24 protein-coding genes are annotated in these 25,052 nt (G+C 50.9%); 15 read left to right on the top strand and 9 right to left on the bottom strand.

Annotated features, from left to right (window positions below):
- Positions 1 to 96: 96 nt before the first annotated feature.
- Positions 97 to 1,293 (bottom strand): acetate kinase, encoded by a 1,197-nt coding sequence (locus HMPREF2675_RS06555; protein WP_070814460.1) that lies wholly within the window; start codon positions 1,291 to 1,293, stop codon positions 97 to 99.
- Positions 1,294 to 1,527: 234 nt separating this feature from the next.
- Between HMPREF2675_RS06555 and HMPREF2675_RS06550 the strand changes: the two genes are divergently transcribed.
- The 9 genes from HMPREF2675_RS06550 (at position 1,528) to trxA (ending at position 9,772) form a co-directional block, all read left to right on the top strand.
- Positions 1,528 to 1,833 carry an HLGFF motif protein gene (locus HMPREF2675_RS06550; protein WP_070625817.1) on the top strand — a complete coding sequence of 102 codons (306 nt, stop codon included), beginning with the start codon at positions 1,528 to 1,530 and terminating at the stop codon, positions 1,831 to 1,833.
- Complete coding sequence (gene ccoS, locus HMPREF2675_RS06545) at positions 1,833 to 2,021, top strand: cbb3-type cytochrome oxidase assembly protein CcoS (protein WP_004520838.1); 189 nt, start codon at positions 1,833 to 1,835, stop codon at positions 2,019 to 2,021. The genes HMPREF2675_RS06550 and ccoS overlap by 1 nt, the downstream gene beginning before the upstream one ends.
- Entirely contained in the window at positions 2,018 to 3,334 is a 1,317-nt protein-coding gene (locus tag HMPREF2675_RS06540; RefSeq protein ID WP_070814459.1) for an MFS transporter, read from the top strand. Before ccoS ends, HMPREF2675_RS06540 begins: the two co-directional genes overlap by 4 nt.
- Before the next feature lie 322 nt (positions 3,335 to 3,656).
- Positions 3,657 to 4,637, top strand: a complete 981-nt coding sequence (locus HMPREF2675_RS06535) for a DNA polymerase III subunit delta' (protein ID WP_070814458.1) — start codon at positions 3,657 to 3,659, stop codon at positions 4,635 to 4,637.
- 10 nt (positions 4,638 to 4,647) lie between these two features.
- Positions 4,648 to 5,001, top strand: coding sequence for a PilZ domain-containing protein (locus tag HMPREF2675_RS06530; protein ID WP_003746058.1), 354 nt, complete (start codon positions 4,648 to 4,650; stop codon positions 4,999 to 5,001).
- A gap of 4 nt (positions 5,002 to 5,005) precedes the next feature.
- Complete coding sequence (locus HMPREF2675_RS06525; protein ID WP_070814457.1) at positions 5,006 to 5,791, top strand: TatD family hydrolase; 786 nt, start codon at positions 5,006 to 5,008, stop codon at positions 5,789 to 5,791.
- A 319-nt stretch (positions 5,792 to 6,110) separates the two neighbouring features.
- Entirely contained in the window at positions 6,111 to 7,664 is a 1,554-nt protein-coding gene (locus HMPREF2675_RS06520) for a fatty acid--CoA ligase (protein WP_070814456.1), read from the top strand.
- A gap of 83 nt (positions 7,665 to 7,747) precedes the next feature.
- Positions 7,748 to 9,313, top strand: a complete 1,566-nt coding sequence (locus tag HMPREF2675_RS06515) for an ABC transporter ATP-binding protein (RefSeq protein WP_070814455.1) — start codon at positions 7,748 to 7,750, stop codon at positions 9,311 to 9,313.
- 126 nt (positions 9,314 to 9,439) lie between these two features.
- Entirely contained in the window at positions 9,440 to 9,772 is a 333-nt protein-coding gene (trxA, locus tag HMPREF2675_RS06510) for a thioredoxin TrxA (protein WP_070814454.1), read from the top strand.
- A gap of 61 nt (positions 9,773 to 9,833) precedes the next feature.
- On the opposite strand, the gene HMPREF2675_RS06505 is transcribed toward trxA, so the two are convergent.
- From HMPREF2675_RS06505 to HMPREF2675_RS06480, 6 genes are all read right to left on the bottom strand, one after another.
- Positions 9,834 to 10,151, bottom strand: a complete 318-nt coding sequence (locus HMPREF2675_RS06505; protein WP_070814453.1) for a DUF2322 family protein — start codon at positions 10,149 to 10,151, stop codon at positions 9,834 to 9,836.
- A gap of 97 nt (positions 10,152 to 10,248) precedes the next feature.
- On the bottom strand, positions 10,249 to 10,875 hold the full coding sequence (gene upp, locus HMPREF2675_RS06500) for a uracil phosphoribosyltransferase (RefSeq protein WP_003746048.1): 627 nt from the start codon (positions 10,873 to 10,875) through the stop codon (positions 10,249 to 10,251).
- A 147-nt stretch (positions 10,876 to 11,022) separates the two neighbouring features.
- On the bottom strand, positions 11,023 to 11,334 hold the full coding sequence (gene grxD, locus HMPREF2675_RS06495; protein WP_003681608.1) for a Grx4 family monothiol glutaredoxin: 312 nt from the start codon (positions 11,332 to 11,334) through the stop codon (positions 11,023 to 11,025).
- Between the two features lie 88 nt (positions 11,335 to 11,422).
- Complete coding sequence (locus HMPREF2675_RS06490) at positions 11,423 to 12,676, bottom strand: glutamate-5-semialdehyde dehydrogenase (RefSeq protein ID WP_283127806.1); 1,254 nt, start codon at positions 12,674 to 12,676, stop codon at positions 11,423 to 11,425.
- A 6-nt stretch (positions 12,677 to 12,682) separates the two neighbouring features.
- Positions 12,683 to 13,486, bottom strand: coding sequence for a glutamate 5-kinase (gene proB / locus HMPREF2675_RS06485; RefSeq protein WP_003746044.1), 804 nt, complete (start codon positions 13,484 to 13,486; stop codon positions 12,683 to 12,685).
- Positions 13,487 to 13,749: 263 nt separating this feature from the next.
- On the bottom strand, positions 13,750 to 14,535 hold the full coding sequence (locus HMPREF2675_RS06480; protein WP_049344131.1) for an inositol monophosphatase family protein: 786 nt from the start codon (positions 14,533 to 14,535) through the stop codon (positions 13,750 to 13,752).
- Positions 14,536 to 14,710: 175 nt separating this feature from the next.
- Between HMPREF2675_RS06480 and HMPREF2675_RS06475 the strand changes: the two genes are divergently transcribed.
- The 6 genes from HMPREF2675_RS06475 to HMPREF2675_RS06450 all read left to right on the top strand — a co-directional run bounded on the left by HMPREF2675_RS06475 (position 14,711) and on the right by HMPREF2675_RS06450 (position 22,813).
- On the top strand, positions 14,711 to 15,526 hold the full coding sequence (locus HMPREF2675_RS06475; protein WP_039862042.1) for an RNA methyltransferase: 816 nt from the start codon (positions 14,711 to 14,713) through the stop codon (positions 15,524 to 15,526).
- 40 nt (positions 15,527 to 15,566) lie between these two features.
- Complete coding sequence (locus tag HMPREF2675_RS06470; protein ID WP_004519519.1) at positions 15,567 to 16,436, top strand: DUF1853 family protein; 870 nt, start codon at positions 15,567 to 15,569, stop codon at positions 16,434 to 16,436.
- Between the two features lie 36 nt (positions 16,437 to 16,472).
- Complete coding sequence (locus HMPREF2675_RS06465; RefSeq protein WP_070814451.1) at positions 16,473 to 17,732, top strand: RsmB/NOP family class I SAM-dependent RNA methyltransferase; 1,260 nt, start codon at positions 16,473 to 16,475, stop codon at positions 17,730 to 17,732.
- Between the two features lie 303 nt (positions 17,733 to 18,035).
- The gene (locus HMPREF2675_RS06460) at positions 18,036 to 19,265 is read left to right on the top strand and encodes a TolC family protein (RefSeq protein ID WP_070814494.1); all 1,230 of its coding nucleotides are present in this window, start codon (positions 18,036 to 18,038) and stop codon (positions 19,263 to 19,265) included.
- Between the two features lie 43 nt (positions 19,266 to 19,308).
- The gene (locus HMPREF2675_RS06455) at positions 19,309 to 21,495 is read left to right on the top strand and encodes a type I secretion system permease/ATPase (RefSeq protein ID WP_070814450.1); all 2,187 of its coding nucleotides are present in this window, start codon (positions 19,309 to 19,311) and stop codon (positions 21,493 to 21,495) included.
- Positions 21,496 to 21,583: 88 nt separating this feature from the next.
- Positions 21,584 to 22,813, top strand: a complete 1,230-nt coding sequence (locus HMPREF2675_RS06450; RefSeq protein WP_070814449.1) for an HlyD family type I secretion periplasmic adaptor subunit — start codon at positions 21,584 to 21,586, stop codon at positions 22,811 to 22,813.
- An 81-nt stretch (positions 22,814 to 22,894) separates the two neighbouring features.
- On the opposite strand, the gene prfH is transcribed toward HMPREF2675_RS06450, so the two are convergent.
- The gene (gene prfH, locus HMPREF2675_RS06445) at positions 22,895 to 23,533 is read right to left on the bottom strand and encodes a peptide chain release factor H (protein ID WP_083323891.1); all 639 of its coding nucleotides are present in this window, start codon (positions 23,531 to 23,533) and stop codon (positions 22,895 to 22,897) included.
- A gap of 2 nt (positions 23,534 to 23,535) precedes the next feature.
- On the bottom strand, positions 23,536 to 24,669 hold the full coding sequence (locus tag HMPREF2675_RS06440; RefSeq protein WP_070814448.1) for an RNA ligase RtcB family protein: 1,134 nt from the start codon (positions 24,667 to 24,669) through the stop codon (positions 23,536 to 23,538).
- Positions 24,670 to 25,052 lie beyond the last annotated feature (383 nt).

The raw sequence follows: 25,052 nt of genomic DNA, 5'->3' as shown, positions 1-25,052 counted from the left end.
TACCGGCTTTTCTCAATATATTCTCAAAATTTTCCTCATCTATACACAACAAAAAACCTGCCCTTACGGGCAGGTTGTTTTCAATAATGACGAGGATTACAGACCGCTCAGACGGGCTGTATCGTGTGCAATCATCAATTCTTCGTTGGTAGGAATCACAACGGCAACAGCTTTGCTGTCGGCAGTGGTAATCACACCGGCATTGCCGAAACGGGCTTTCAGGTTAGCTTCTTGGTCGATGTGCAGACCGAGGAAGCCCAAGTAGCCCAATACGCGTTCGCGGATGATGTCGGAGTTTTCACCGATACCGCCGGTGAAGACCAATGCGTCCAAACCGCCTGCCGCTACTGTCATGCTGCCGATGTATTTAGCCAAGCGGTAGATGAACATTTCCAGAGCCAGTTTGGCGCCCGGATGACCTTTGGCAGCTTCTTCTTCGATGGTACGGCAGTCGTTGGACAAACCGGAAATACCGAGCAAGCCGGATTTTTTGTTCAGCATTTCGGTAATTTGGGAAATGGTCATGTTGGCGTTTTCAGCCAAGAAACTGAAAACGGCAGGGTCGATATCGCCGCTGCGGGTACCCATTACCAAACCTTCCAGCGGAGTCAGGCCCATGCTGGTATCTTGAGATTGGCCGTTGGCAACGGCGGTAATGGATGCGCCGTTACCCAGGTGGGCAATAACCATGCGCAAATCTTTTTTGTCTTTACCGAGGAAGCGTGCGGTTTCGTCGGCGACGAAGCGGTAGCTGGTACCGTGCGCACCGTAGCGGCGCAAGCCGTATTTTTCGTACAATTCATGTGGAACAGCGTATTTGTAAGCGTGTTCAGGCATGGTTTGATGGAATGCAGTGTCGAATACGACAACGTTCGGCAGGCCTTTGAAAATGGTCTGTGCGGCACGCAGGCCCAAAAGGTGGGCAGGGTTGTGCAAAGGAGCGAGCGGAATGCATTTCTCAATACCGGCAATGACTTCGTCGTCAACCAAAATAGATTCTTTGTACAATTCGCCGCCGCTGACGACACGGTGGCCGATGGCGCCGATACGGCTGTCGAGGTCATGCGCTTTCAGTTCTTCCATCAGGGCTTCAACGGCACCGGTATGGTCAGGTTTGGCAGAAAGATCGACTTTGCGTTTTTCACCGTTGAATTTGAAGGTAATGAAGGCATCAGGCAGATTGAGTTTTTCTGCCAGGCAGCTCAGCAATACTTCGCCGCTGTCGTTGTCCAATACGGCACCCTTGAGGGAAGAGCTGCCGCAGTTCAAAACCAAGATTAACTTTTGTGTCATTTTTATGCTCCTTGAGGTTTCAGACGGCCTTTTTGTCGGGATCTTACTGCTGCTCCGGCTGGGTTGCATCCGCTGAGGGACGTAGTGGGTAGCGGTCTGAACAGGTTAACAAAGTAAACGCGGTATTCTATCAAAAAATGTAATCGGCTGCTTGACTTAATATTTGATGTAAAATGGACGGAATTTTATTTTAGGCCGTCTGAAAAATGACGGCGGTTTTGAAGAATTTTCAATATGCATTATTTCAGTATCCATACTCAAGACGGCGAGCATGCCGGATTTTTTATTATGTTGGCAGACGATGAGTCGCAAAATCCGCCGCAAAGCGGACGCTTCGCAATCAAGCTGCAAAGTGAAGACGCAGCCGCAGCGGCGGTATTGTCGCCTTTCGAGCAAACCGATATTCCGCAATACTGGCGCGTGGTTAAAGACCGTATCGAATTGTTTTTTGACGATAAAAACATCGGCGCGCTGCGCAACGAATACCTGACAGTCAGCGGCAAAACCTTTATCCTGACCGATTTGACCGGAGCGATGTAATGGAAAGTATGTTTATCCTTGTCCCCATCAGCATTATTTTGGCCTTTATTATCGGCTGGTTTTTCTGGTGGTCGGGTAAAAACGGACAGTTTGACGACCTTGAAGGACCTGCACACCGCATTTTGATGGACGACGACTCCACTGAAAAACTGATCGAAAAAGACGAAAACAAAGAATCTGAACAATGAGCCTTAAAAAAGACAATCTGAATTTCCACACGACCCGCCGTTTTGCGCCGCTCTTTGGGACGCAGTTTTTGGGCGCGTTTAACGATAATGTGTTCAAAACCGCATTATTCGTGATGATCAGTTTTTACGGTTTGGGCAAAAACGACTTTCTGCCGTCCAGCCAAATGCTGAACTTGGGCGCAATGCTGTTTATCCTGCCCTATTTCCTGTTTTCCGCGCTCTCAGGGCAGCTGAGCAACAAATTCGACAAAGCCGTTTTGGCGCGCTGGATCAAGCTGTTGGAAATCATCATTATGGCAGTGGCGGCATATGGCTTCTACATCCAATCCGCGCCTTTGCTTTTAATCTGCCTGTTTTGCATGGGTACGCAATCGACCCTGTTCGGCCCGCTGAAATACGCCATTTTGCCCGATTACCTCAACGACAAAGAGCTGATTATGGGCAACAGCCTGATTGAATCGGGTACGTTTATCGCCATTTTGCTCGGCCAGATTTTGGGCACCGCAGTCGCAGGCGTTCCGCCGTATATTGTTGGCGGTTTGGTGTTATTGGTCGCTATCGGCGGCACGATGACCAGCCTGTTTATGCCGTCTGTAGCCGCTAAAATGCCGGACACAAAAATCGAATGGAACATCATCAAAGGCACGAATTCGCTAATTCGAGAAGCGGTGGCCGACCGCCCCGTATTCACTTCCATCATCGGTATTTCATGGTTTTGGTTTGTCGGCTCGGTTTATACCACCCAACTGCCGACGTTCACGCAAATCCATTTGGGCGGCAACGATAATGTGTTCAACCTGATGTTGGCGCTGTTCTCCATCGGCATCGCCATCGGCTCGGTATTATGCGCCAAACTCAGCCACGAGCGCCTGATTTTGGGCTTGGTTACCATCGGTACTCTGGGGCTGACGGTCTGTGGATTATTGTTGGTGTGGCTGACCCAAGGCCAACGCTTTACCGAATTAAACGGCATTATTTGGTTTTTATCGCAGGCCCAAGCGTATCCGATTATGCTCGTGATGTCGGCCATCGGCTTTTTCGGCGGCTTTTTCTCCGTACCACTCTACACTTGGCTGCAAACCGCCAGCAGCGAAACCTTCCGCGCCCACGCTGTCGCCGCCAACAACATCATCAACGGCGTATTTATGGTGTCGGCTGCTATTTTGAGCACGGTTTTGCTGATGTTGTTCGACAGCATTACGCTGCTGTATTTGATTGTTGCCGTGGGTAATCTTCCTTTGATTATTTACCTCATCAAACGGGAACCAAAATTTATCGGGGATTTGACTGCTTTGTTGAAAATCAGCAAATAAGGCCGTCTGAAATGTATCCCCACCATGCACATTTTCACTGTTCAATCGCGTGGACAGCTTGTGCATAAATCAGATTACTGTCTGATTTAAAATTAAAAAATAGGACTGCCTAAATTTTAAGCACAACTTTACCGCCGGACAAAATGCACATTTTCCCCAGACAAGCGTGTGCAAAGGCTGTGAATAAGTCGGCTTAATGTTTGATATTTCAAAACAAAACGATATTTGATTAATTTTTAGGCAGCTTATTAAAGGCCGTCTGAAAACTTTTTCAGACGGCCTGAGCGTATAATAACCACCTACCTTATAGTTCCCAAACGATATGATTTATCCATGGCATGAAACCCAATGGCAACAGCTCGCCGCCCATTGGCAAAACCGTCCCAACGCTTGGCTGTTTACCGGCAAAGAAAATACCGGCAAAACCGAGTTTGCCCGCTTTGTCGCGCAGGCATTGCTGTGCGAATCGCCCAAGTCCGGTCATGAACCCTGCGGCGAGTGCGCTTCGTGCCATTTGTTCAGCCAAAACACGCATCCCGACTTTTACGAACTCACGCCGGAAATTCCCGAAGGCGAGGCAATAGGACGCAAACTCCTGCAAATCAAAATCGATGCCGTGCGCGATATTGTGGAAAACATTTACCTGACCGCTGTCCGAGGCTGCCTGCGCGTGGTATTGGTACATCCGGCGGAAAGCATGAATACACAGGCGGCAAACGGTTTGTTAAAAGCTTTGGAAGAGCCGCCGCAACACGTTGTTTTCCTGCTCGTTACCCACGCACGCGACAAACTCCTGCCCACCATCAAAAGCCGTTGCCGCCAGATGGTGCTGCCCTCGCCGACCCATGAGCAGGCTGCGGCATATCTGCGTCAACAGGGCGTGGAGAATGCCGAAGCCTTGTTGGCATTCCACAGCGGCGCGCCTTTATTCACACCGGCTCCCGAATTGGACGCATTGCGCGAAGAGTTGCTGACGCTGCTGGCCGCCCCGCGCCTGTTGGCCATACTCGACTACGCTGCTGCGTTTGACAAACAAAAGCAACCGCTGGCCGTTTTCATCGACTGGCTGCAAAAGTGGCTGACGGATGTCGGCTTGGCACAACAAAGCATGGCGCCGCTTTATTATCCGCACCATGCCCAAGCCCTGCTTCAGACGGCCTCCAAAACCGATTCACGCAGGCTGTTTTCCCTATTAGGCCGTCTGAACGCGCTCAACCCTTACGGATACCATACCTTGAGTGTTAAAATGCAGCTTGAGTATCTGCTTATCGAATATTTAGATTTTTGGCAAAACAAACCCTAACAGGTAATAAATGATGAATAAAAAAGACATTCCGGCGAAGATGTTGGCTTTGCAACTCAAAGACCCCAATTTGTTGTACAACTGCTATATGCCGTTTTTAGAACACGGCGGCCTGTTCGTGCCGACCGATGACGTATTCTCCCTAGGCGAAGACATCCTCTTGGCCGTAGAAATCGCCGACTATCCCAAACGCTTCCTGCCAACCAAAGTCGTTTGGATCAATCCGGCGCGCACCTCGGCCCACCGCCCCAAAGGCGTAGGCCTTGCCTTTTCCGAACACGAAAGCTGCCAGCAGGCAAAAAACCTGATCGAAGCCGAGCTCGGTCCGCGCCTGCGCAGCGACCGCACTACTTTTACCCTGTAATACCATGCATTTAATCGATTCACATTGCCATCTCAACTTTGACGGCCTAAAAGACCGCCTGCCCGAAGTCTTTGCCAATATGGAAGCGCAAAGCGTCAAACAGGCGCTTGCCATCAGCGTCAGCAAACAAAGTTTTGCCGAAGTCTTCGACATTGCCCAGGCGCACGACCACATCTACTGCACCATCGGCGTACATCCCGACAGCCAAGAAGCGGAAGAATTTACCGTTGCCGAAATGGTAGAAGCGGCCAAACATCCGAAAATCGTCGGTATCGGCGAAACCGGTTTGGACTATTACTGGTGCAAAGGCGATTTGTCATGGCAGCATCAACGCTTTGCCGACCACATCCAAGCCGCCAACGAAAGCGGCCTGCCCGTTATCGTCCACACGCGCGATGCGGCCGAAGACACCTTGCGGATTTTGAAAGAGTGCCACACCAACTCCGGCGTGATCCACTGCTTCTCCGAAGACGTCGCCTTTGCCAAAGCCGCTTTAGATTTGGGCTTATACATTTCCTTCTCCGGCATTGTGACGTTTAAAAACGCGCCGCTGATTCAGGAAGCCGCCAAATACGTCCCTGCCGATAGAATCTTGGTAGAAACCGATGCCCCCTTCCTCGCGCCGGTTCCCAAACGCGGCAAACAAAACGAGCCGTCCTACGTCCGCTATACAGCCGAATTCGTAGCCAATCTGCGCGGCGAGAGCTTGGAAACATTGGCACAAAACACCAGCGACAATTTCTATCGCCTGTTTAAGAAAGTACCCGACAGCCGTCTGAACAACGGTTAAGCCCAGAGTTTCTACCATCGGCATTGCCTACCCGTCATCCGGTTTCTGCCTCAAACTTAGCAGTAAACTCGAAATGACCCGAGACAGAAACGCAATCGGCTTGTGCTATCTTCCGAAGGGCAGACTTTTGAAGAATGGAAATATTTCCATCAACACAATAAATGAATTTAAATTCAAAATATTGCTTTCCTAAGCCCAGCAAAGCTCAAGGCCGTCTGAAAGTATTTTCAGACGGCCTCTTGCTTATTTTACCGATAGGATGTAAAACCTATCCTTCGAAATAAACGGTTCATCGAAACCGTACATCAATCGACACAATATGGACACAAACTCCGAAATGCACACCCACTCTAATTTTTACGCTATGCTGACTGCAGCCTGCCAAAAAAACAGTAAAGGCACGGTCATTTTCAACGACAAAGAAAAAATCAGCTATTCCTCCCTCAAACGCGAAGTAGAAACCGTCGCCGCCTATCTGCAACACGAAGGCGTACAATATGGCGACAGGGTCGCCCTTGTCGTTTCCAACTCTCCCGAATTTATTGCCGCCTATTTCGCCATTACTTCCATCGGTGCGGTAGCCGTCCCACTCAACGTCTTTTTGAAAAGCGAAGAATTTTCCTACATCCTCAATGACTGCGACGCACGCTTTATGTTTGCCTCCGCGCCGTTGGCCAAAGAACTCAAAAACATCAAAGCCAAAACCAAAGTCAATAAAATCATCTGGATTGGCGAAACCAACGCCGCCAGTGGCGATGACAGCTATTTCGATGCCGCGCGTACATTCCCCGGCAAGCCGAATCTGAGCCGTCAGCCGTCCGTCAACGATTTGGCGCACATTATCTACACCTCCGGCACAACCGGCCACCCCAAAGGCGCATTAATCAGTTACAGCAACCTGTTTTCCAATCTTTCGGGCATCGAACAAATTTTCCAAATTTCGCAAAAAGACCGCTTCGTCGTCTTCTTGCCCATGTTCCACAGCTTTACGCTGACCGCCATGGTTTTACTGCCGATATATCAAGCCTGCTCGATTATTTTGGTCAAATCCGTCTTCCCGTTCTCCAACGTGCTGAAACAGGTTTTACTCAAACGCGCTACCATTTTCCTCGGCGTACCGGCCATTTACACCGCCATGAGTAAGACTAAAATCCCTTGGTATTTCAGATGGTTCAACCGCGTCCGTCTGTTTATCAGCGGCGGCGCGCCTCTGGCCGGACAAACCATTGACGACTTTAAAGCCAAATTTCCGCGTGCCAAATTGCTGGAAGGCTACGGCTTGAGTGAATGCTCGCCCGTCGTGGCCGTCAATACGCCCGACCGCCAAAAAACCGCCAGCGTCGGCGTTGCCCTGCCCGGCTTGACCGTGAAAGCCGTGGATGACGAATTGATCGAAGTGCCGCGCGGCGAAGTGGGCGAACTCATCATCAAAGGCGACTCGGTGATGCAAGGCTACCTCAATATGCCTGACGCCACAGATGAAACCATCGTCAACGGTTGGCTGAAAACCGGAGACTTCGTCACCATAGACGAAGACGGCTTCATCTTCATCGTTGACCGCAAAAAAGACCTGATTATCTCCAAAGGCCAAAACGTCTATCCGCGCGAAATCGAAGAAGCCATTTACAAACTCGAAGCTGTGGAAGCCACTGCCGTCATCGGTGTGAAAGACCAATACGCCGATGAAGAAATCATTGCCTTTATCCAACTCAAAGAAGGCATGAAACTGGAAGAAGCCGAAGTCCGCAGCCACCTGCGCGGCCTGTTGGCAAACTTTAAAATCCCCAAACAAGTCATCTTCCAAGACGAGCTGCCGCGCAATGCCACCGGCAAAGTATTAAAACGCAAACTTAAAGAACAGTTTCAAGATTAAACCGCTGTTTCAGACGGCCCCTTGATTCATACAGGCCGTCTGAAAAAACCTGTCATCAACAAACTTTTCAGATGGCCACGACCATGACTACACCTATACTCGAAATCGAAAACCTAAACGGCTCCTTTCCGAGCAAACAAGTTTTGCACGATATCAACCTTACCCTGCAACCCGGCCGCAAACTGGCATTGGTCGGCGAGAGCGGCAGCGGTAAAACCGTATTGTCGCAAGGCATTATGCGCCTCAATCCGATGGTTACCTTTGAAGGCAGTCTGAAATATTGCGGAACCGATCTGCTGACCCAGTCCGAACGTGCCCTACAAAAACTGCGCGGCCGCGAAATCGGCATGGTGTTTCAAGAACCCATGACCGCCCTCAACCCCGTCATGCGTGTCGGCGAACAAATCGCCGAAGTCCTGTCCCTGCATTTGGGTTTAGATAAAAAACAGGCATGGGCGCGTGCTATCGAACTCCTAGACGAAACCGGCATCCACCAGCCCGAGCAAAAAGCCCAGGCCTATCCTTTCCAACTTTCCGGCGGCCAACGCCAACGCGCCATGATTGCCATGGCCGTATCAGCCCAGCCCAAGCTCCTGATTGCCGACGAGCCAACCACCGCTTTGGACGTTGCCGTTCAAGCCCAAATCCTCGACCTGCTCTCACGCCTGCAGGAAGAACACGGCATGACCATGCTCTACATTACGCACGACTTGAACCTTGTGCGCCGTTTTGCCGACGATGTCGCCGTTATGCGCAACGGCCGTATTCTCGAAACCGGCAAAGCAACCGAAGTCTTCGCCAATCCGCAGCACGAATACACCAAAATGTTGCTCAACGCCGGCACAACACGCCGAGTGGCTCCTTTGCCTGAAAACCCTGCTACCGTCCTTAAGGCCGAACAAATCGCCTTCTCCGTCAAAGAATCAGACGGCTGGTTTAAAAAACGAGACAAAACCATTCTCAACCCCGTTTCTTTCGATCTCAAATCGGGGGAAACATTGGGTATCATCGGCGAAAGTGGTTGCGGCAAAACCACGCTGGCAAAAGCCGTTATGCACCTTATCGACTCCGAAGGCAGCTTGCACATCAACGGCGAGCCATGGCGACACGAATTGCGCCGTGAAATTCAAATGGTGTTCCAAGACCCGTTTGGCGCATTCAATCCGCGCATGAACGTCTTCGATACCGTTTCCGAAGCCTTGCGCGTTCACGAACCTGAAATGCCGCGCGAAGAAATGCGCCGTCGCGTCGAAGAAGTCCTTAAACAAGTCGGCCTGCCCGAAGATGCACTCGAACGCTATCCGCACGCATTCTCCGGCGGCCAGCGCCAACGCCTCGCCATCGCCCGCGCCATCATTGTCCGTCCGAAAATCCTCGTATTGGACGAACCAACCAGCGCGCTTGATGTCCAATGGCAACAACAAATCCTTGAATTGCTCAGCAGCCTGCAAAAAGAATACGGCCTCGCCTTCATCATCATCAGCCACGACCTCGCCGTGATCCGCGCCATTTCCCACCGCGTGATGGTGTTGAAAGACGGCAAAATCGTTGAAGAAGGCGAATGCGAAAACGTGTTTGCCAATCCAAGCAGCGACTATACGCGCCATTTGATTGCCCACTCCGGCCACATGGTTCAAGAGGCCGTCTGAATCTTTAAGGATTACGATAGGCACATTTCAAAAAAACTATTACCGGGTGGCGGCACTTGAAATTTTCCCTGTCTGCCACTATTCTAAACAACACATTTATTAATCCTGATTTAAAAGGAAACAAACATGAGCAGCGAATTGATTATCCATACCAGCGATGCCAACTTCGAACAAGACGTTTTGAAATCTGACGTACCTGTACTGCTGGACTACTGGGCACCATGGTGCGGCCCTTGCAAAATGATTGCCCCAATCTTGGACGACATTGCCTCCGAATTCCAAGGCCGTCTGAAAGTCGTTAAAATCAACATCGACGACAATGAAGCCACTCCTGCCAAATTCGGCGTTCGCGGCATCCCTACCCTGATGGTGTTCAAAAACGGCGAAAACGTTGCCACTAAAGTCGGCGCATTGGCTAAAGGTCAACTGACTGCATTCGTTGAAGCTTCTATCGCTTAAGGCTTTAAGTATATAAAAAGGCCGTCTGAAACTTGTTTTCAGACGGCCTTTTTTGTATTCATTAAGCAGCCAAGGGTTTCAAAGTCAGGCTGATATTGTCAGTCTTCACTTTAAACAGCAAATCAATATTCGGATGCTTACCCGGATTGGCTTCGGCATCGGCAACATGTTCGGCAAACCATGCCAGGCCGCGTTCTGCCGCCGCTACGTCCAGCTTGCTGTCAAACTCTTGCGCCAAAGCATGGTAAAGCTTAAGCGAGCCTTGTTTGCCGGGTGCATTGGGAATGTGATGAACCACATTGCCCTCTTTGTCGAGAATATCCAAGCCGCTTAAATGATCGATGGCAGGCATGGCGGCCAGATTGTCTTGGAAGCTCATGATTATCCTTTCTGATGTGGGTTTTAAAGCAAACCATATAACAAGGCCGTCTGAAATTTTAGGTTTGACACTTTTCAGACGGCCTTAAACATTTCAATTAACGTGTACCGAAAATCTTATCGCCGGCATCGCCCAAACCGGGGATGATGTAGCCGTGTTCGTTCAAGTGGCTGTCGAGCGCGGCAGTGTAAATGGTTACATCAGGATGCGCCTCGTTGACGGCTTTCACGCCTTCCGGTGCGGCAACCAATACCAATGCTTTGATGTTGCGGCAACCTTTGGCTTTCAAAAGGTCGATGGTGGCAACCATAGAGCCGCCGGTCGCCAACATCGGGTCGATAATCAGCGCGGGACGTTCGTCCATGCTGTCGACAAATTTTTCAAAATAAGAAACCGGTTTCAAAGTTTCTTCATCGCGCTGCAATCCGACAACGCTGATTTTGGCAGTCGGAATCAGGTCGAGTACGCCGTCGAGCATACCCAAACCGGCACGCAAAATCGGGACGACGGTCAGCGTTTTGCCTTTGATGCGGTCGCCTTCGATAGAGCCGCACCAGCCGTCAATAATGTATTTTTCAATTTCAAAGTCACGGCTGGCCTCATATGCCATCAGACGTGCCAACTCGGTGGTAAGCGTGCGGAATTTGTAAGTGCTGCAATCCGCTTCACGCATCAGCGTGAGTTTGTGGCGGACTAAAGGGTGGTTGATAACGGTAACGTTCATGTTGATTTTCCGAATTGCGTTGATGGAGGGGAATTATACTTTTTTTCGCATGGCGCGCAAAGTGCGTATTCATGCGAAAGGCCGTCTGAATCAGGGTTTCAGACGGCCTTTGTCAACAATTTTACATTGCGTGAATATTTAAAATGCTTAAGCTTTCAACAATTCTTGCAATTCGCCGGCTTCGTACATTTCCATCAAAATGTCGGAGCCGCCGACAAATTCGCCGTTGACGTACAGTTGAGGAATGGTCGGCCAGTCGCTGTATTCTTTAATGCCTTGGCGTACGGCATCGTTTTCCAATACGTTGACGGTTACATAGTCGGTACAACCTGCCGCATTCAGGATTTGTACGGCACGGGAAGAGAAGCCACATTGCGGGAATTGCTTCGTGCCTTTCATGAACAATACGACGCGGTGTGTGGTAACGACTTCTTTGATTTGATCGTGGATAGAGGACATGGTGTGTTCCTTTTTACTAAATCGGTTGTTCGGGGAAAATCAAATTTCCCGCCATTATACGCAAATTGATGAAGTTGAGGGGCGTTTATCAACGTCGGATCTGACCGTTGCCGTTGATGTAGAACTTGGTCGAAGTCAGCGCTTCCAAACCCATCGGGCCGCGGGCGTGCATTTTTTGGGTGGAAATCCCGATTTCCGCACCCAATCCGAACACAAAGCCGTCGGTAAACCGAGTGGACGCATTGACATAAACCGCCGCCGCATCAATGCTTTCTTGGAAAAACTCGGCATGGGCAATACTTTGGGTCACAATCGCTTCCGAGTGATGCGTCGTATGGCCGTTAATCCAATCGACGGCTTCTTCCACCGATTTTACCGTTTTAACCGACATAATATAGTCAAGAAACTCGGTACTGTAATCTTCCTCGGTTGCCAAAACAGCATTTTTAAACATACGCAATGCTTCTTGATCGGCTCTAAATTCGACCGGATGCACTTTGGCAACGGCTTCTTCCAGTTTGGGCAAAAACGCTTCCGCTATCTTTTCATGGACAACCAAAGACTCCGCGGCATTGCACACGCTCGGACGCTGCGTTTTCGCGTTCACGACGATATCGACTGCCATCTCCAAATCGGCACTGTCATCCACATAAATATGGCAATTACCGACTCCGGTTTCAATGACGGGGACTTTCGATTTCTCTTTCACCGTCTGAATCAAGCGCGCGCCGCCGCGCGGAATCAGCACATCAATATAATCAACCGCCTGCATCAATTCCTCGGCAGCGGCATGACTGGTATCTTCGACCAGCTGCACCACATCGGCATCCATTCCCGCTTGTACCAAAGTCTGCCTGATCACGGCAATCAATGCGGTATTGGAATAAATGGCATCGCGACCGCCGCGCAAAATAATGGCATTGCCGGTTTTAAAGGCCAAAGAAAACGCATCGACCGAAACATTTGGGCGGCTTTCAAAAATCATGGCGACCACGCCCAAAGGCACGCGTTTTTGAACAATCTTCAAACCGTCCAGATTGGTATAGCCGCGGACAACCTGCCCAATCGGGTCCTGCAAATCGGCAACCTGCTCAACGCCTTCCGCAATGCCTTTGATGCGTTCGTGATTCAAGCGCAGCCTGTCGAGCATAATGTCCGAAATGCCGTTTTCTTTTGCAGCAGCCAAATCGCGGGCATTTTCTGCCAAAATCATCTCAGCCTGTTCAACCAAAGCCGTTGCAACCTGACGCAGCAGATTGTTTTTTTCCAAGCTTCCCAAGCTGATTAACGTTTTACTGGCTTTTTGGGCATTCTTGCCCAACTGTTCGATATAGTTCATCAAACCTCCCTATTTCTCTTGTGCAAACCAAGTTCCGATAGGCGCGCCATCTAAAACCTGAAGAATATCGCGCGGATTGGCGCTGTTCATCAACACCATCTGGCCGTGATGTTCAAACATCATCTGCGCGCTCTTAATCTTACTGAGCATGCCGCCCGTACCAAACTTACTGCCCGAGCCGCCGGCAGAAGCAATAATTTCTTCGGTAATATCGGCCACATGACTGCGCAGCTTGGCATCGGCGTGAACGGCCGGATTTTTATCAAACAAACCGTCGATATCGGACAACATAATCAACAAATCGGCTTTAACGATTTTCGCCACGACTGCCGACAAACGGTCGTTATCGCCGAACTTGGTCGCATGGTCCATCTCGTCCACGCTGACCGCGTCGTTCTCATTGACAATAGGGATGACGCCGATGGAAAGCAGGGATTCAAAAGCATTGGTAACATTTGCCAAACTTTCCGGATATTCGACCACATCGCGCGTCAGCAGGATTTGCGATACCGTCATCCGATAATGGGAAAAAATCTGCGAGTAAAGGCTCATCATGGCCACTTGGCCGACGCTGGAAACAGCTTGTTGCTGCGCCATGTCCGCCGGACGTTTTTCCATATTGAGGACATTCAGCCCGAAGCCCATCGCGCCGGAAGACACCAGCACAATTTCTTTGCCCTTACCGACCAGGCTGGAAATGACAAAGGCCAGTTGGTCGATTTTTGCCAAATTGATTTTGCCGTTTGGCAACACCAAAGAGCTGGTTCCAATCTTAATGACAATGCGTTTTACTGCTTCAAAATCTCGTTTCATTATTCTCCTCTGCTTTCTATTTTTATGATTGCACGCGGCATTATTTCAGCTAAACGTATCTACATCATAACTGCGAAGCAATAGAAAATACAGACAAAATTAAAAATGCTTCCTTTAAAAGCCGTATTTTCAGTTTTTATCCGAATTCGTTAACAACAAAACAAAAGGCCGTCTGAAACCCTATTTCAGATTTCAGACGGCCTTTTACCGATTATTGAAACTCTAGCCTGCAAAGATAAATACAGACCGTTCCCTACAAACGTTTATTGGTGGTCAGAAATAATTTTCAGCATTTGCGCCAATACTTTAGGATTGGCCGCAACGATGTCACCGCTTTCCAGCCAGCCTTCATTGCCGGACATATCGGTAACGATACCGCCTGCTTCTTGGACAATCAATGCACCGGCAGCAATATCCCAAGGTTTGAGGTTGAACTCGAAGAAACCGTCCAAACGGCCGGCCGCAACGGCACACAAATCCAAAGAAGCCGCGCCTTCACGACGGCCTCCGGCGGTTTTGGCCAAGAAATCTTTCAAAATCGCCAAATACTTGTCCATCATGCTTTGATCGACAACAGGGAAGCCGGTACCGATCAGGCAGCGGTTCAATTCGATGCGGTTGGAAACGCGGATGCGGCGGTCGTTGAGCAACGCGCCTTTGCCGCGGGAAGCCATATATACGTCGTTGCGCTCAGGTGCGTACACCAAAGCTTCTTGCAACACGCCTTTGTGCAGGAGTGCCATAGAGATAGCGTATTGAGGATGGCCGTGGAGGAAATTGGTTGTGCCGTCGAGCGGGTCGATAATCCATTCGTACTCGGCGGTGGCTTTACCGTGGGAGCCGCCTTCTTCGCAAGTGATTTTGTGATGCGGATAGGCTTCTTTAAGCGCTTCCACCAAAATCATCTCGGAGCTGCGGTCAACATCGGAAACGAAGTCGTTGAATGCTTTGCTGTCTACTTTGACGGCATCCAGATTGCCGGCGGCGCGAATCATCATTTGCCCTGCTTTACGGGCGGCTTTGAAAGCGGTATTTAAAAACGGATTCATGGTTTTCTTCCTAATTCAGGTAAAATACGCCCTAATGCGCCGAACATGGCACATAAGAGGCTGTTAATCGTTTCCGATGCTGTTAAAGAACATTTCAGACGGCATGGAAAAAGGCCGTCTGAAAACAAAAAGATGGCGCATTATACCTGATTCCCGTACAAACAGAAAACAAAACATGACTTCCGAAAAACCCGCCCTGCCCGCTTATCTGGACAACATCCGCATCATCCTCACGCGCACCAGCCATCCTGCCAATATCGGCTCCGCCGCACGCGCCATGAAAACAATGGGTCTGCACAAACTGACCATCGTCGCCCCCAATCTGATGGCAACGCCGATGACGGAGAATCCGCCCGTATTCGATCCGGAGCATCCGCAATCGTTTAAATTACCGGAAGAAAGCTTCATCCTCGCTTCCGGCGCGGCAGACGTTTTGGAAAATGCCACCATTGCCGCCTCTTTGGATGAAGCCCTTGCCGACACCACCATCGCCTGCGCCTTGACCAGCCGCCGCCGCGAAATCACCGCGCCGCTGCAAACCCCGCGCGATTTGGTGCCCGAATTACTGCAGGCCGCCAACCGCGGCGAGAAAGTGGCACTGGTTTTCGGCAACGAAACTTTCGGCTTGAGCATCGAAGAAGTCCAAGCCTGCAACCGACTGATGACCATCAACGGCAATCCCGACTATTTCTCGCTCAACCTTGCCCAAGCCGTGCAGGTTGTGTGCTACGAAATCTTCAGCCAAACCGATTCGCCCATGACCCATCTGCAACAGGAAGACCACGCCGCGACCCACGAACAAATCAAAGGCATGGTCGCCCACATGGAAAGCTTGATGAACGACATCGGCTTTTTCAACCGCCGTAACGGCGAGCGCCTGATGCGCCGTATGCAGAGCCTGTTCGGACGCGCCAACACGCAAACCGAAGACATCGACATCCTGCGCGGTTTTTTCAATACCGTCAGCCACCGTATCCATAAAAAAGACTGATTTAAGGCCGTCTGAAAACGTTTCCAGCTTTTCAGACGGCATGACTGATATTCGGATAAGCATGAATTACGCCCTAGACGCATTATGGTGGAAACTCACCAGCCAACCCGTCCGCGACCTCGCCTCGCTGCTGACTGCGCCGCCTTTGTGGCAAAGCGGTTGCGAATTGAGCGTGCGCGAATTATTGGGGGAACACGGTTTCCGCTATCTTTTAGCATTGGACGCCGATCCCGCGCCGTTGACGGATTACCTTGCCCAACGCGCCCCGTTCGGTCACCGTCTCGGCATTTATGCCGAAGAGCTGCTGGCATTTTGGTTTGCCAACGCGCCGCACGCCGAACTGCACGCATACAATCTGCCCGTTTTTTCAGACGGCCAAACCTTAGGTGCTGCGGATTTTGTCGTTTCCCTCAACCAACAGCCCTACCATATCGAGCTGGCGTGTAAATACTACGGCGGAGACCAAGTGCAAAACCTGCGCGGCCTCAATCCTAAAGACACGCTGACGGACAAAGCCGCCAAATTGGTGCAGCAATCCCAGCTGCTGCATACGCCGCAAGGCAAAGCAACCTTAACCGCACAAGACCTGCCGGAAAATCCGCTCCCTGTTTCCATCGTGCGCGGCATCGGCTTTTTTCCACACAGTTTCCATGCTTTTGAGCCGCCACTTAATCCATACGGCTGGCGCGGCATCTATATTCAAGACTGGGCGGAATATACGTTTGAACGCCAAGAAGCGTGTTATCACTTGCTCGACCGCATGGCCTATCTCGCCCCTGCGCGTGTCGCCGAAACCGAAACATTGAATGCAACCGAAATCCGCCGTATCGACCAAGGCTTGATTGCCGTTTTGGAATTACGGCCGGACGGCTTTTGGCACGAAATCGAACGCATCATGAAGGCCGTCTGAAACCCTTTACTAACTTTAAGAGAAACCCATTACATTATGAACGCCGCACAACTCGACCATACCGCCAAAGTTTTGGCTGAAATGCTGACTTTCAAACAGCCTGCCGATGCCGTCCTCTCCGCCTATTTCCGCGAACACAAAAAGCTCGGCCGCCAAGACCGCCACGAAATCGCCGAAACCGCCTTTGCCGCGCTGCGCCACTATCAAAAAATCAGTACCGCCCTGCGCCGTCCGCACGCGCAACCGCGCAAAGCCGCACTCGCCGCACTGGTTCTCGGCAGAAGCACCAACATCAGCCAAATCAAAGACCTGCTTGATGAAGAAGAAACAGAGTTCCTCGGCAATTTGAAAGCCCGTAAAACCGAGTTTTCAGACGGCCTGAATACCGCCGCAGAATTGCCGCAATGGCTGGTGGAACAACTGCAACAGCATTGGAGCGAAGAAGAAATCCTCACCTTCGGACGCAGCATCAACCAACCTGCCCCGCTCGACATCCGCGTCAATACTTTGAAAGGCAAACGCGATAAAGTGCTGCCATTGTTGCAAGCCGAAAGTGCCGATGCAGAAGCCACACCTTATTCACCTTGGGGCATCCGCCTGAAAAACAAAATCACGCTTAACAAACATGAGCTGTTTTTGGACGGCACGCTGGAAGTCCAAGACGAAGGCAGCCAGCTGCTTGCCTTATTGGTGGGCGCAAAACGCGGCGAAATCATTGTCGATTTCTGTGCCGGCGCCGGCGGCAAAACCTTGGCTGTCGGCGCGCAAATGGCCAATAAAGGCAGAATCTACGCCTTCGACATCGCCGAAAAACGCCTTGCCAACCTCAAACCGCGCATGACCCGCGCCGGACTGACCAACATCCACCCTGAACGCATCAGCAGCGAACACGATACCCGTATCGCCCGACTGGCAGGCAAAGCCGACCGTGTGTTGGTGGACGCGCCCTGCTCCGGTTTGGGTACTTTACGCCGCAATCCCGACCTCAAATACCGCCAATCCACCGAGACCGTGGCCAATCTTTTGGAACAGCAACACAGCATCCTCGATGCCGCATCCAAACTGGTGAAACCGCAAGGCCGCTTGGTGTACGCCACGTGCAGCGTGTTGCCGGAAGAAAACGAGCTGCAAGTCGAACGTTTTCTGTCCGAACATCCCGAATTTGAACTCGTCAACTGCGCCGAACTTCTGCAAAGCCTGAAGGTCGATTTGGATACCGGAAAATACCTGCGTCTCAACTCCGGAGAACACCAAACCGACGGCTTCTTTGCCGCAGTATTGCAACGTAAGGATTAAGGTTGAAAAAGGCTGTCTGAATTCCTTTCAGACGGCCTTATCGATAGCTTTCTTACATTAAAACCATAAATTACGATAGTCGCGCTTTGCAATAATATACTTTAAGGCATGTATCTCGACCTTTTATCAGAATATTGTGAAAAGCTGGAAAAAATGCTTTATGCTTTGTAAATGTATGTGTTCTCGTTCAAAATTCGCCCGACCATGCCTCAAGCGATACCCGATACGGACAACGATAATATATAAATCATTTGGTTAAAAATCATGTCGCATATTTATTCTTCCCCCACAAAGCCCCGTTTATTGTCATCGGCCGTTGCCGTCGCCTGCTGTCTGCTGCCGTTTCAGACGGCCTCTGCATACAGCCTGCAAGACATCCTCAGGGATGCTTTAATCAGCGACCCGATTGTGCGTGAAGCCAAGGCTACCCAAGAAGCGGCGCAAAGCACAACCAAAGCCACGCGTGCGCGCCATTACCCCGTTGTTACCCTGACCGGCACGAAAGTGCTGGCACAACACAATAAATACAGCAGCAACGATATGGATGACGGTATCGGCGTGCGCGGCAGCGTGAACATTTACTCATGGGGTGCGATTGAAGCCGCCGTCCGCCGCGACCGCAGCCGCGAAGAATACTATCAACACAAATACACCGAAAGCCAAGAGCAGCTGGGCAGCGATATCGGCCGCCTCTACCTGAGCGCATTGCGTGCAAAAGAAACCCTGATCCTCAACGAACAGACTTTGGCGCGCCATAACGCTCTCATAAAAACCCTGACCACAATCGTCAAACAGGATGCCGGCCGCCACTTTGAACTGATTGAAGCGCGCGCACGCCAGCTGCAAGTAGCCAACATTATCGCCCAACAACGCCGCACCATGGATTTGGCGCTGAGCCGCCTGTCTCGCTATACCTCGCGCCAACTGACCGCCAACGATTTGGAAGATCCGTTTAAAAACGACACGGCGAAATCCATCAGCGAACGCTTCAACACCCCCAATCGCAACAACAATCCATCCTATCAGGCGCAATTAGCCGAGCGCGACAGCGTCCGTGCCGATTTGGACGCTTCCAAAGCTGAACGCCTGCCTGCCCTCAATTTGGAAGGCAGTGCAACGCGCAACACCAGACAGCTTTATTTAAACGTTGCATGGAATGTGCTGGATATTGCCGCAAGACACAATGTGGAACGCAATGCCAAATCATTGATTGCCGCCGAGGCCAAGTCCGAACAAATTCTTCGCGACATGAACGAACGCGTTCAAACGTCTGCCATCGATATGCAGGAAAGCGAACAACGCACCGCGTTAACAGCTCAACATATTCTCGCTCAAAAAGATGTTATCAAAGCCTATGAAATGCAATTTAGAGTTGCAAGACGTACGCTGACCGACGTTTTGAGCGCATACAGCGAGTTATCCTCCATCGAGCAGGATTATGTTGCCGCTCGCAACGATTTCCGCGATGCCGCACTCGACTATTTAAATACCCAGGCCAAGATCTCCGCTTGGGTCGGTTTGGCAAAAAAATAAAGCCATATCCGCCGATTAAACCAAAAACATTACGCGAAAAAATATGAAAGCCATCATTGAACACATCGTTTTAGTGACCCGCCTTTTGGGTGCGCCCGTATCCGAAGCCGCTTTGTCTGCCGAAGTCCTGCGCGACAAAAAGCTCAAGGTCAACTATCACTCGCTGGTCGAAGTCCTGCGCAGCCACGGCTTTGAAAACACCTTATCCAAACGCAATCTGGAAGACATCCCCTCGCTCGCCGTACCGGTCATGATTATCCTGCACAACGAAGAGGCCGCGGTCATCACCAAAATCGAAGGCTCAGGACAAGAGCGCAAATACCATATCCGCCAGGTTGACGGTTTGGAACAGGAACTCAGCCATGAGCAGCTCTCCGGCCTGTATTTGGGCTACTGCTGGTTTATCAAACCCAAAATGGCTACCGATATGCGCTCGGAGCTGCCTGAATACCATTTGCCCAAAGCATGGTTTTGGAAAGTCATTTGGCGTTTCCGCAGCTACTACTACCAAGTCATCTTGGCCACCATCATCATTAACTTCCTTGCACTCGTCAGCTCCCTGTATGTGATGAATGTGTACGACCGCGTGATTCCCAACCAAGCCTATGAAACCTTATGGGTATTGAGTATCGGTGTGGTCTTGGCGATTTTGTTTGAGTTTGCCGCCAAGATGATCCGCGGCCACTTAACCGATATTGCCGGTAAAAAAGCCGACTTGATCATCAGCTCCGCCTTGTTCCGCCGCGTGATGGCATTGCGTCTAGCAGACCGTCCTGCTTCTTCCGGCTCATACGCCAGCAACCTGCGCGAATTTGAAGCTGTGCGCGAGTTCATGACCAGTGCCAGCCTGTTGACCATTGTCGACTTGCCTTTCCTGCTGCTGTTTATCTTCGTAATTTCCATGGTCGGCGGCAAATTGGCACTCGTTCCCCTGACCATCATTCCGATTGTCGTGATTGTCGGTTTTGTCGTACAACGCCCGCTCTCGCGCCACATCAACGAATCGATGAAAGAAGGTTCGCAACGCTCCGGCCTTGCCGTTGAAGCCATCGAAGGCATCGAAACCCTGAAAACCAACAACGCCACATCTTGGGCGCAACAACGCTGGGACGAATACACCGCCAAAACTTCCGCTTCCTCTATCAAAGTCAAAGACACCAGCAACTTCATGGTCAACTTTGCCGTTGCCATGCAGCAGCTCAATACCGTCTTCTTGGTCGTCGTCGGTACCTATTTGATTCACGCCGACAACCATGCGGAACGCATTACTATGGGTGCATTGATTGCCTCCGTGATTCTGTCCGGCCGCGCTTTAGCGCCGTTGGCACAAATCGCCGGTTTGGCTACCCGCTTCCAACAAGCCAAACTTGCCCTCAAAGGCGTAAACGACATCGTTACCCGCCCTATCGAGCGCAATCCGGAACGCAAATACATTACTTTGGACAACGTTCAAGGCAATATTACCTTTGAAAACGTATCGTTCAAATATCAAGCCGACAACAACAGCGCCGTCGAAGATTTGCGCCTGACCATCAAACCAGGTGAAAAAGTCGGCATTTTGGGCCGTATCGGCAGCGGTAAAAGCACCATGCTCAAACTGGCCAGCGGCCTGTACGATACCGAAAAAGGCAACGTTACCCTTGACGGCGTCGATATGCGCCAGCTTGACCCCAACTTCCTGCGCGACCAAGTCCTGCTGTTGAGCCAATCGCCACGCCTGTTCCTCGGTACATTGCGCGAAAACATGGACTTGGCGCGTACCGGCAGCTACTCTACCGACCAAGACCTGCTGATTGCACTCAACCGCTTCGGCCTCGACAAAATCATCCGTAACCATCCGCGCGGTTTGGATATGCCTCTGGGTGAAGACGGCTTAGGCTTGTCCGGCGGTCAAAAACAAATCATTGCCTTGGCGCGCATGACCTTGCGCAACCCGAAAGTCGTCCTGCTGGACGAGCCGACCACCAGCCTGGACCAGGCTACCGAACGCATGGCGCTCAATGCCATTGCCCAATGGGGACGCAACCGCACCATGCTTTTGGTGACCCACCGTCCGCAAGTGCTGCAAATCGTCAACCGCATCATTGTGATGGACAATGGTAAAGTCGTGATGGACGGCCCGCGTGACCTAGTATTGCAAAAACTCATGCAAAACGAACAGGCCAAAGCAGCCAACGTCAAACAACAGCATCAACAAGCTGCCGCTACCCCTCAATCGGCAGCACGATAAAGCAAAAGGCAGTCTGAAACCTACTTACCCTTTCAGACAGCCTGCCCTAATGGTTAAAATCCACCAAACACAATAAAGACACACGATTATGAGCCGCGAAAACAACGTCAAATCCAAAGATCTCGACCTTATCAACGACCTCAACGCCGCCCTTCAAAAAGAAAAACACAGTGGCCAGTTTATTGTCATCATCCTGTTTTTCATTCTCATGATTGTCTTCGTTATTTGGGCTTACAACAGCCCTGTCGAAGAAGTTACCCGTGGCAACGGCAATATCATTCCCAGCAGCCGTGAGCAAGTAATCCAAAGCCTGGATCCCGGCATCGTAACCGAAATCATGGTTAAAGAAGGCGATATGGTCGAGAAAGATCAGATTCTGATGAAACTCGACGACACACGCAGCTCCGCCGTTTTGCGCGAAAGCGAAGCCAAAGTCGCAAACCTCGAAGCCACTATTGCCCGCCTTAAAGCTGAAGCCTACGGAACCAAGCTCTCCTTCCCTGACAGCGTGGGTCCCGAGCTTCGCCGTCGCGAAATCGCCGCCTACAAAGCACGCCGCCAAGTCATGGTGGATGCCATCAACGGCCTATCCCAAAGTAAAGCTGCACTTGATCGAGAGATTGCCATTACTGCTCCTCTCGTTTCCGAAGGTTATGTTTCCGAAGTCGAACTTTTAAGAATGCGCCGTGAGTCTGCCGATTTGGCCACCCAAATTTCCGAGCGCCGCAACCGCTACAAAGCCGATGCCAACAACGAACTTTTGCAAGCCGAATCCGAGCTGGCGCAATCCAAAGAAAACGTTGCCATGCGTGCCGACCCGGTTGAACGCTCGCAAATCCGCGCGCCTATGCGCGGCATCGTCAAAGGCATAAAAGTCACGACCATCGGCGGCGTTGTGAACGCAGGCGAAGACATCATGCAAATCGTCCCGGTTGACGACAAACTGCTGGTCGAAGCCTATATCCGTCCGCAAGACATCGCCTTTATCCGCGCAGGCCAACCTGCATTGGTTAAAGTCAGTGCCTACGACTACTCCATCTACGGCGGTTTGGAAGGCAAGGTTACCCTCGTCGGTGCCGATACCGTCAGCAATTCCATGCAAAACCGTGCCAACGACTTAAAACTTGACCCGAACCAAGTTTATTACCGCGTTCTCGTCCAAACCGAAAACAACTCCCTGAAAGACAAAAACGGCAAACCTATGCCGATTATTCCGGGCATGGTTGCAACGGTAGACATCAAAACCGGTGAAAAAACCATCTTCCAATACCTGATCAAACCGATCACGCGTATGAAACAAGCGTTGAGCGAACGCTAATCGATAAAACGATAAAAGGCCGTCTGAAAGTTTTCAGACGGCCTTTTATTGATCACTATATCTACTTATCCGGCAGGCAAATTATTTCTCCTTAAACGTAGCTCCGACAAACGTCCTTTTCGGATTGCCGCGCTCAACTTGATAGAGTTGCGCGTGCTGCTCCTGCGCAAAATTTCCAGCTTGTCCGGCATGATGCTCCACCAACTTTTGCGCCAATAACATGACCGCCAATTTCTTATTGGCATGCTGGCTGCGCTCGCTCTCGACCCGCACGGAAATGCCGCTTTCTTTATGGGTGGCGCGGACGGCACTCTCGGTTTTATTGACGTGTTGCCCACCCTTGCCGCCCGAACGGCAGGTTTGAAACTCGATTCCGTTTTCAGACGGCATTTCATACGTCTGCGGCATATCGGGCAAGCGGAAAACGCCTATATACCAATTTTTGCGCGGATGTTTCGGGCGGACAGGGCTGGGGCATATCCATTGGAGCGTCCCCTGCCAAGTTTGCGCCAAGCTTTCGGCTTGCTGCCCTTCCAATTTGAGCGTTGCCAACAAAATGCCGTGCTTATCGGCGGTTTCGGTAACAAGTTCGGCATCAATGTCTTTTGCTTGGGCTTCGGCAAGCAGCTTGCCCAAGACGAAACGGGCAAATATACGGCACTCTGCCGGCCCTTGCGCAGTGGAAATTTGCAGATAAATCACTGGTGTATTCTGTTTCATCTTTACGCCCCACACTCGCCGCCGGTTTTATAAGTCAAAACAGGCTTGAACCGCGCGACCAATTCAATCAAACCTGCGTTTTTCATGGCGGCAATAACGCTGTCAATACTTTTATAAGCCTGTGGCGCTTCTTCAAAAATCAGGGCCTTATCCTGACAAACGACTACGCTGCCAAACTCGGTCTGACGCAGGCTGTCGGCAGTATATTTGTGCGACAGCCTGCCTTTGCATTCGCCGCGCTGCCACTTCCGACCTGCGCCGTGAGCCAAGGTGTTCAACGAAATTTGGCAATCTTCGGCAGGTCGGACCAGATAGCTGTAATCGCCACGCGAACCGGGTATCATGACCAAGCCTTTATCGGTGGGCGTTGCGCCTTTTCGGTGCAGCCAACCGGTTGTGCCGTCAATCTCGGTTTGTTCCAAAAAATTATGATGGACATCGAGCAGACATGTTCCTTCTGTGCACCAACGGTCGAGCATTCTGGCCGCAATCAAACGGCGGTTAAGGCTAGCAAATTCCAAGGCTGCTTGGTGTTCGGCAAGGTAGGCTGCCGCCGCTTCGCCCTCTTCCGCCAAACCTTGATGCCCAAAGGCCGCAATATGGCGTTGCAAAATCTGCTGACCCAATCCGCGTGAACCGCTATGCACCAACAGTTGCAGATGGTTTTCATCAAAATCGGGCGGAAGCAGATCGGCGCGATAAACGGTATCAACGGTTTGCAACTCGGCAAAATGGTTGCCACCGCCAATCGTACCTACGGCAAGGCCATCTGAAAATTGGCGCATATCGACAGCGCCGCCTAATAAATCGACCTGTTCGTCTTTATCCAACGGCGTATCGATATTGCCCAGCTGTTTGGCGAGTTTGGCCGGTTTGAGTTTGGCTGCGCGCAAATCGGTCTGCCAAAACGCCATGCCGCAACCGATGTCGTTCCCAATCAAGGCAGGATAAAAATGACGGTCGCTGAAAAATGCCGCGCCAACCGGATAACCGCGCCCTGCGTGTAAATCCGGCATTCCGGCAACGCGCAACATATGCGGTAATCGGGCGGTGGTTTCGAGCTGTACGACAGCGTTGCCTTCAATCCATGTATTTGAGTCGGCAATAATTTGAATATGATGGGGATAATTGCCCATGTGTTTATGCTTTCTTTAAAACGGATAGAAACCGACAACTGATGACAATAGGTATCCACCGTCTGCGAAATATTCAGACGGCCTGGTTTCTAGCCGATAATCGTAGGGAAAGCAGCCCGAAGCGGGCGACATGGAATGCGAAAAGCGTTATCCGAAAGTCAGACCGACGCTTGGGCTGCAAAGAATGTGATTGAGCGGATTGAAGTATTGCGTGTCATGGCTTGCTCCTTTCTTTGCATGAAAATATTAAAAACGTTCGGATTATAGAGGGTTTATTTCCAATCATGCAAACTTACTGACATCAATCTGCCAATAATGTTGCATAAATGGCAACTATTGAGAACATGATTTAGGCCGTCTGAAAACTTTTCAGACGGCCTTCG

It is taken from the genome of Neisseria sp. HMSC061H08, assembly GCF_001836795.1.
In the GTDB taxonomy this organism is placed as follows: Bacteria; Pseudomonadota; Gammaproteobacteria; order Burkholderiales; family Neisseriaceae; genus Neisseria; species Neisseria subflava_A.
Note: the sequence above shows the minus strand (reverse complement) of the source record. Positions and strands in the feature narration are given on the sequence as shown.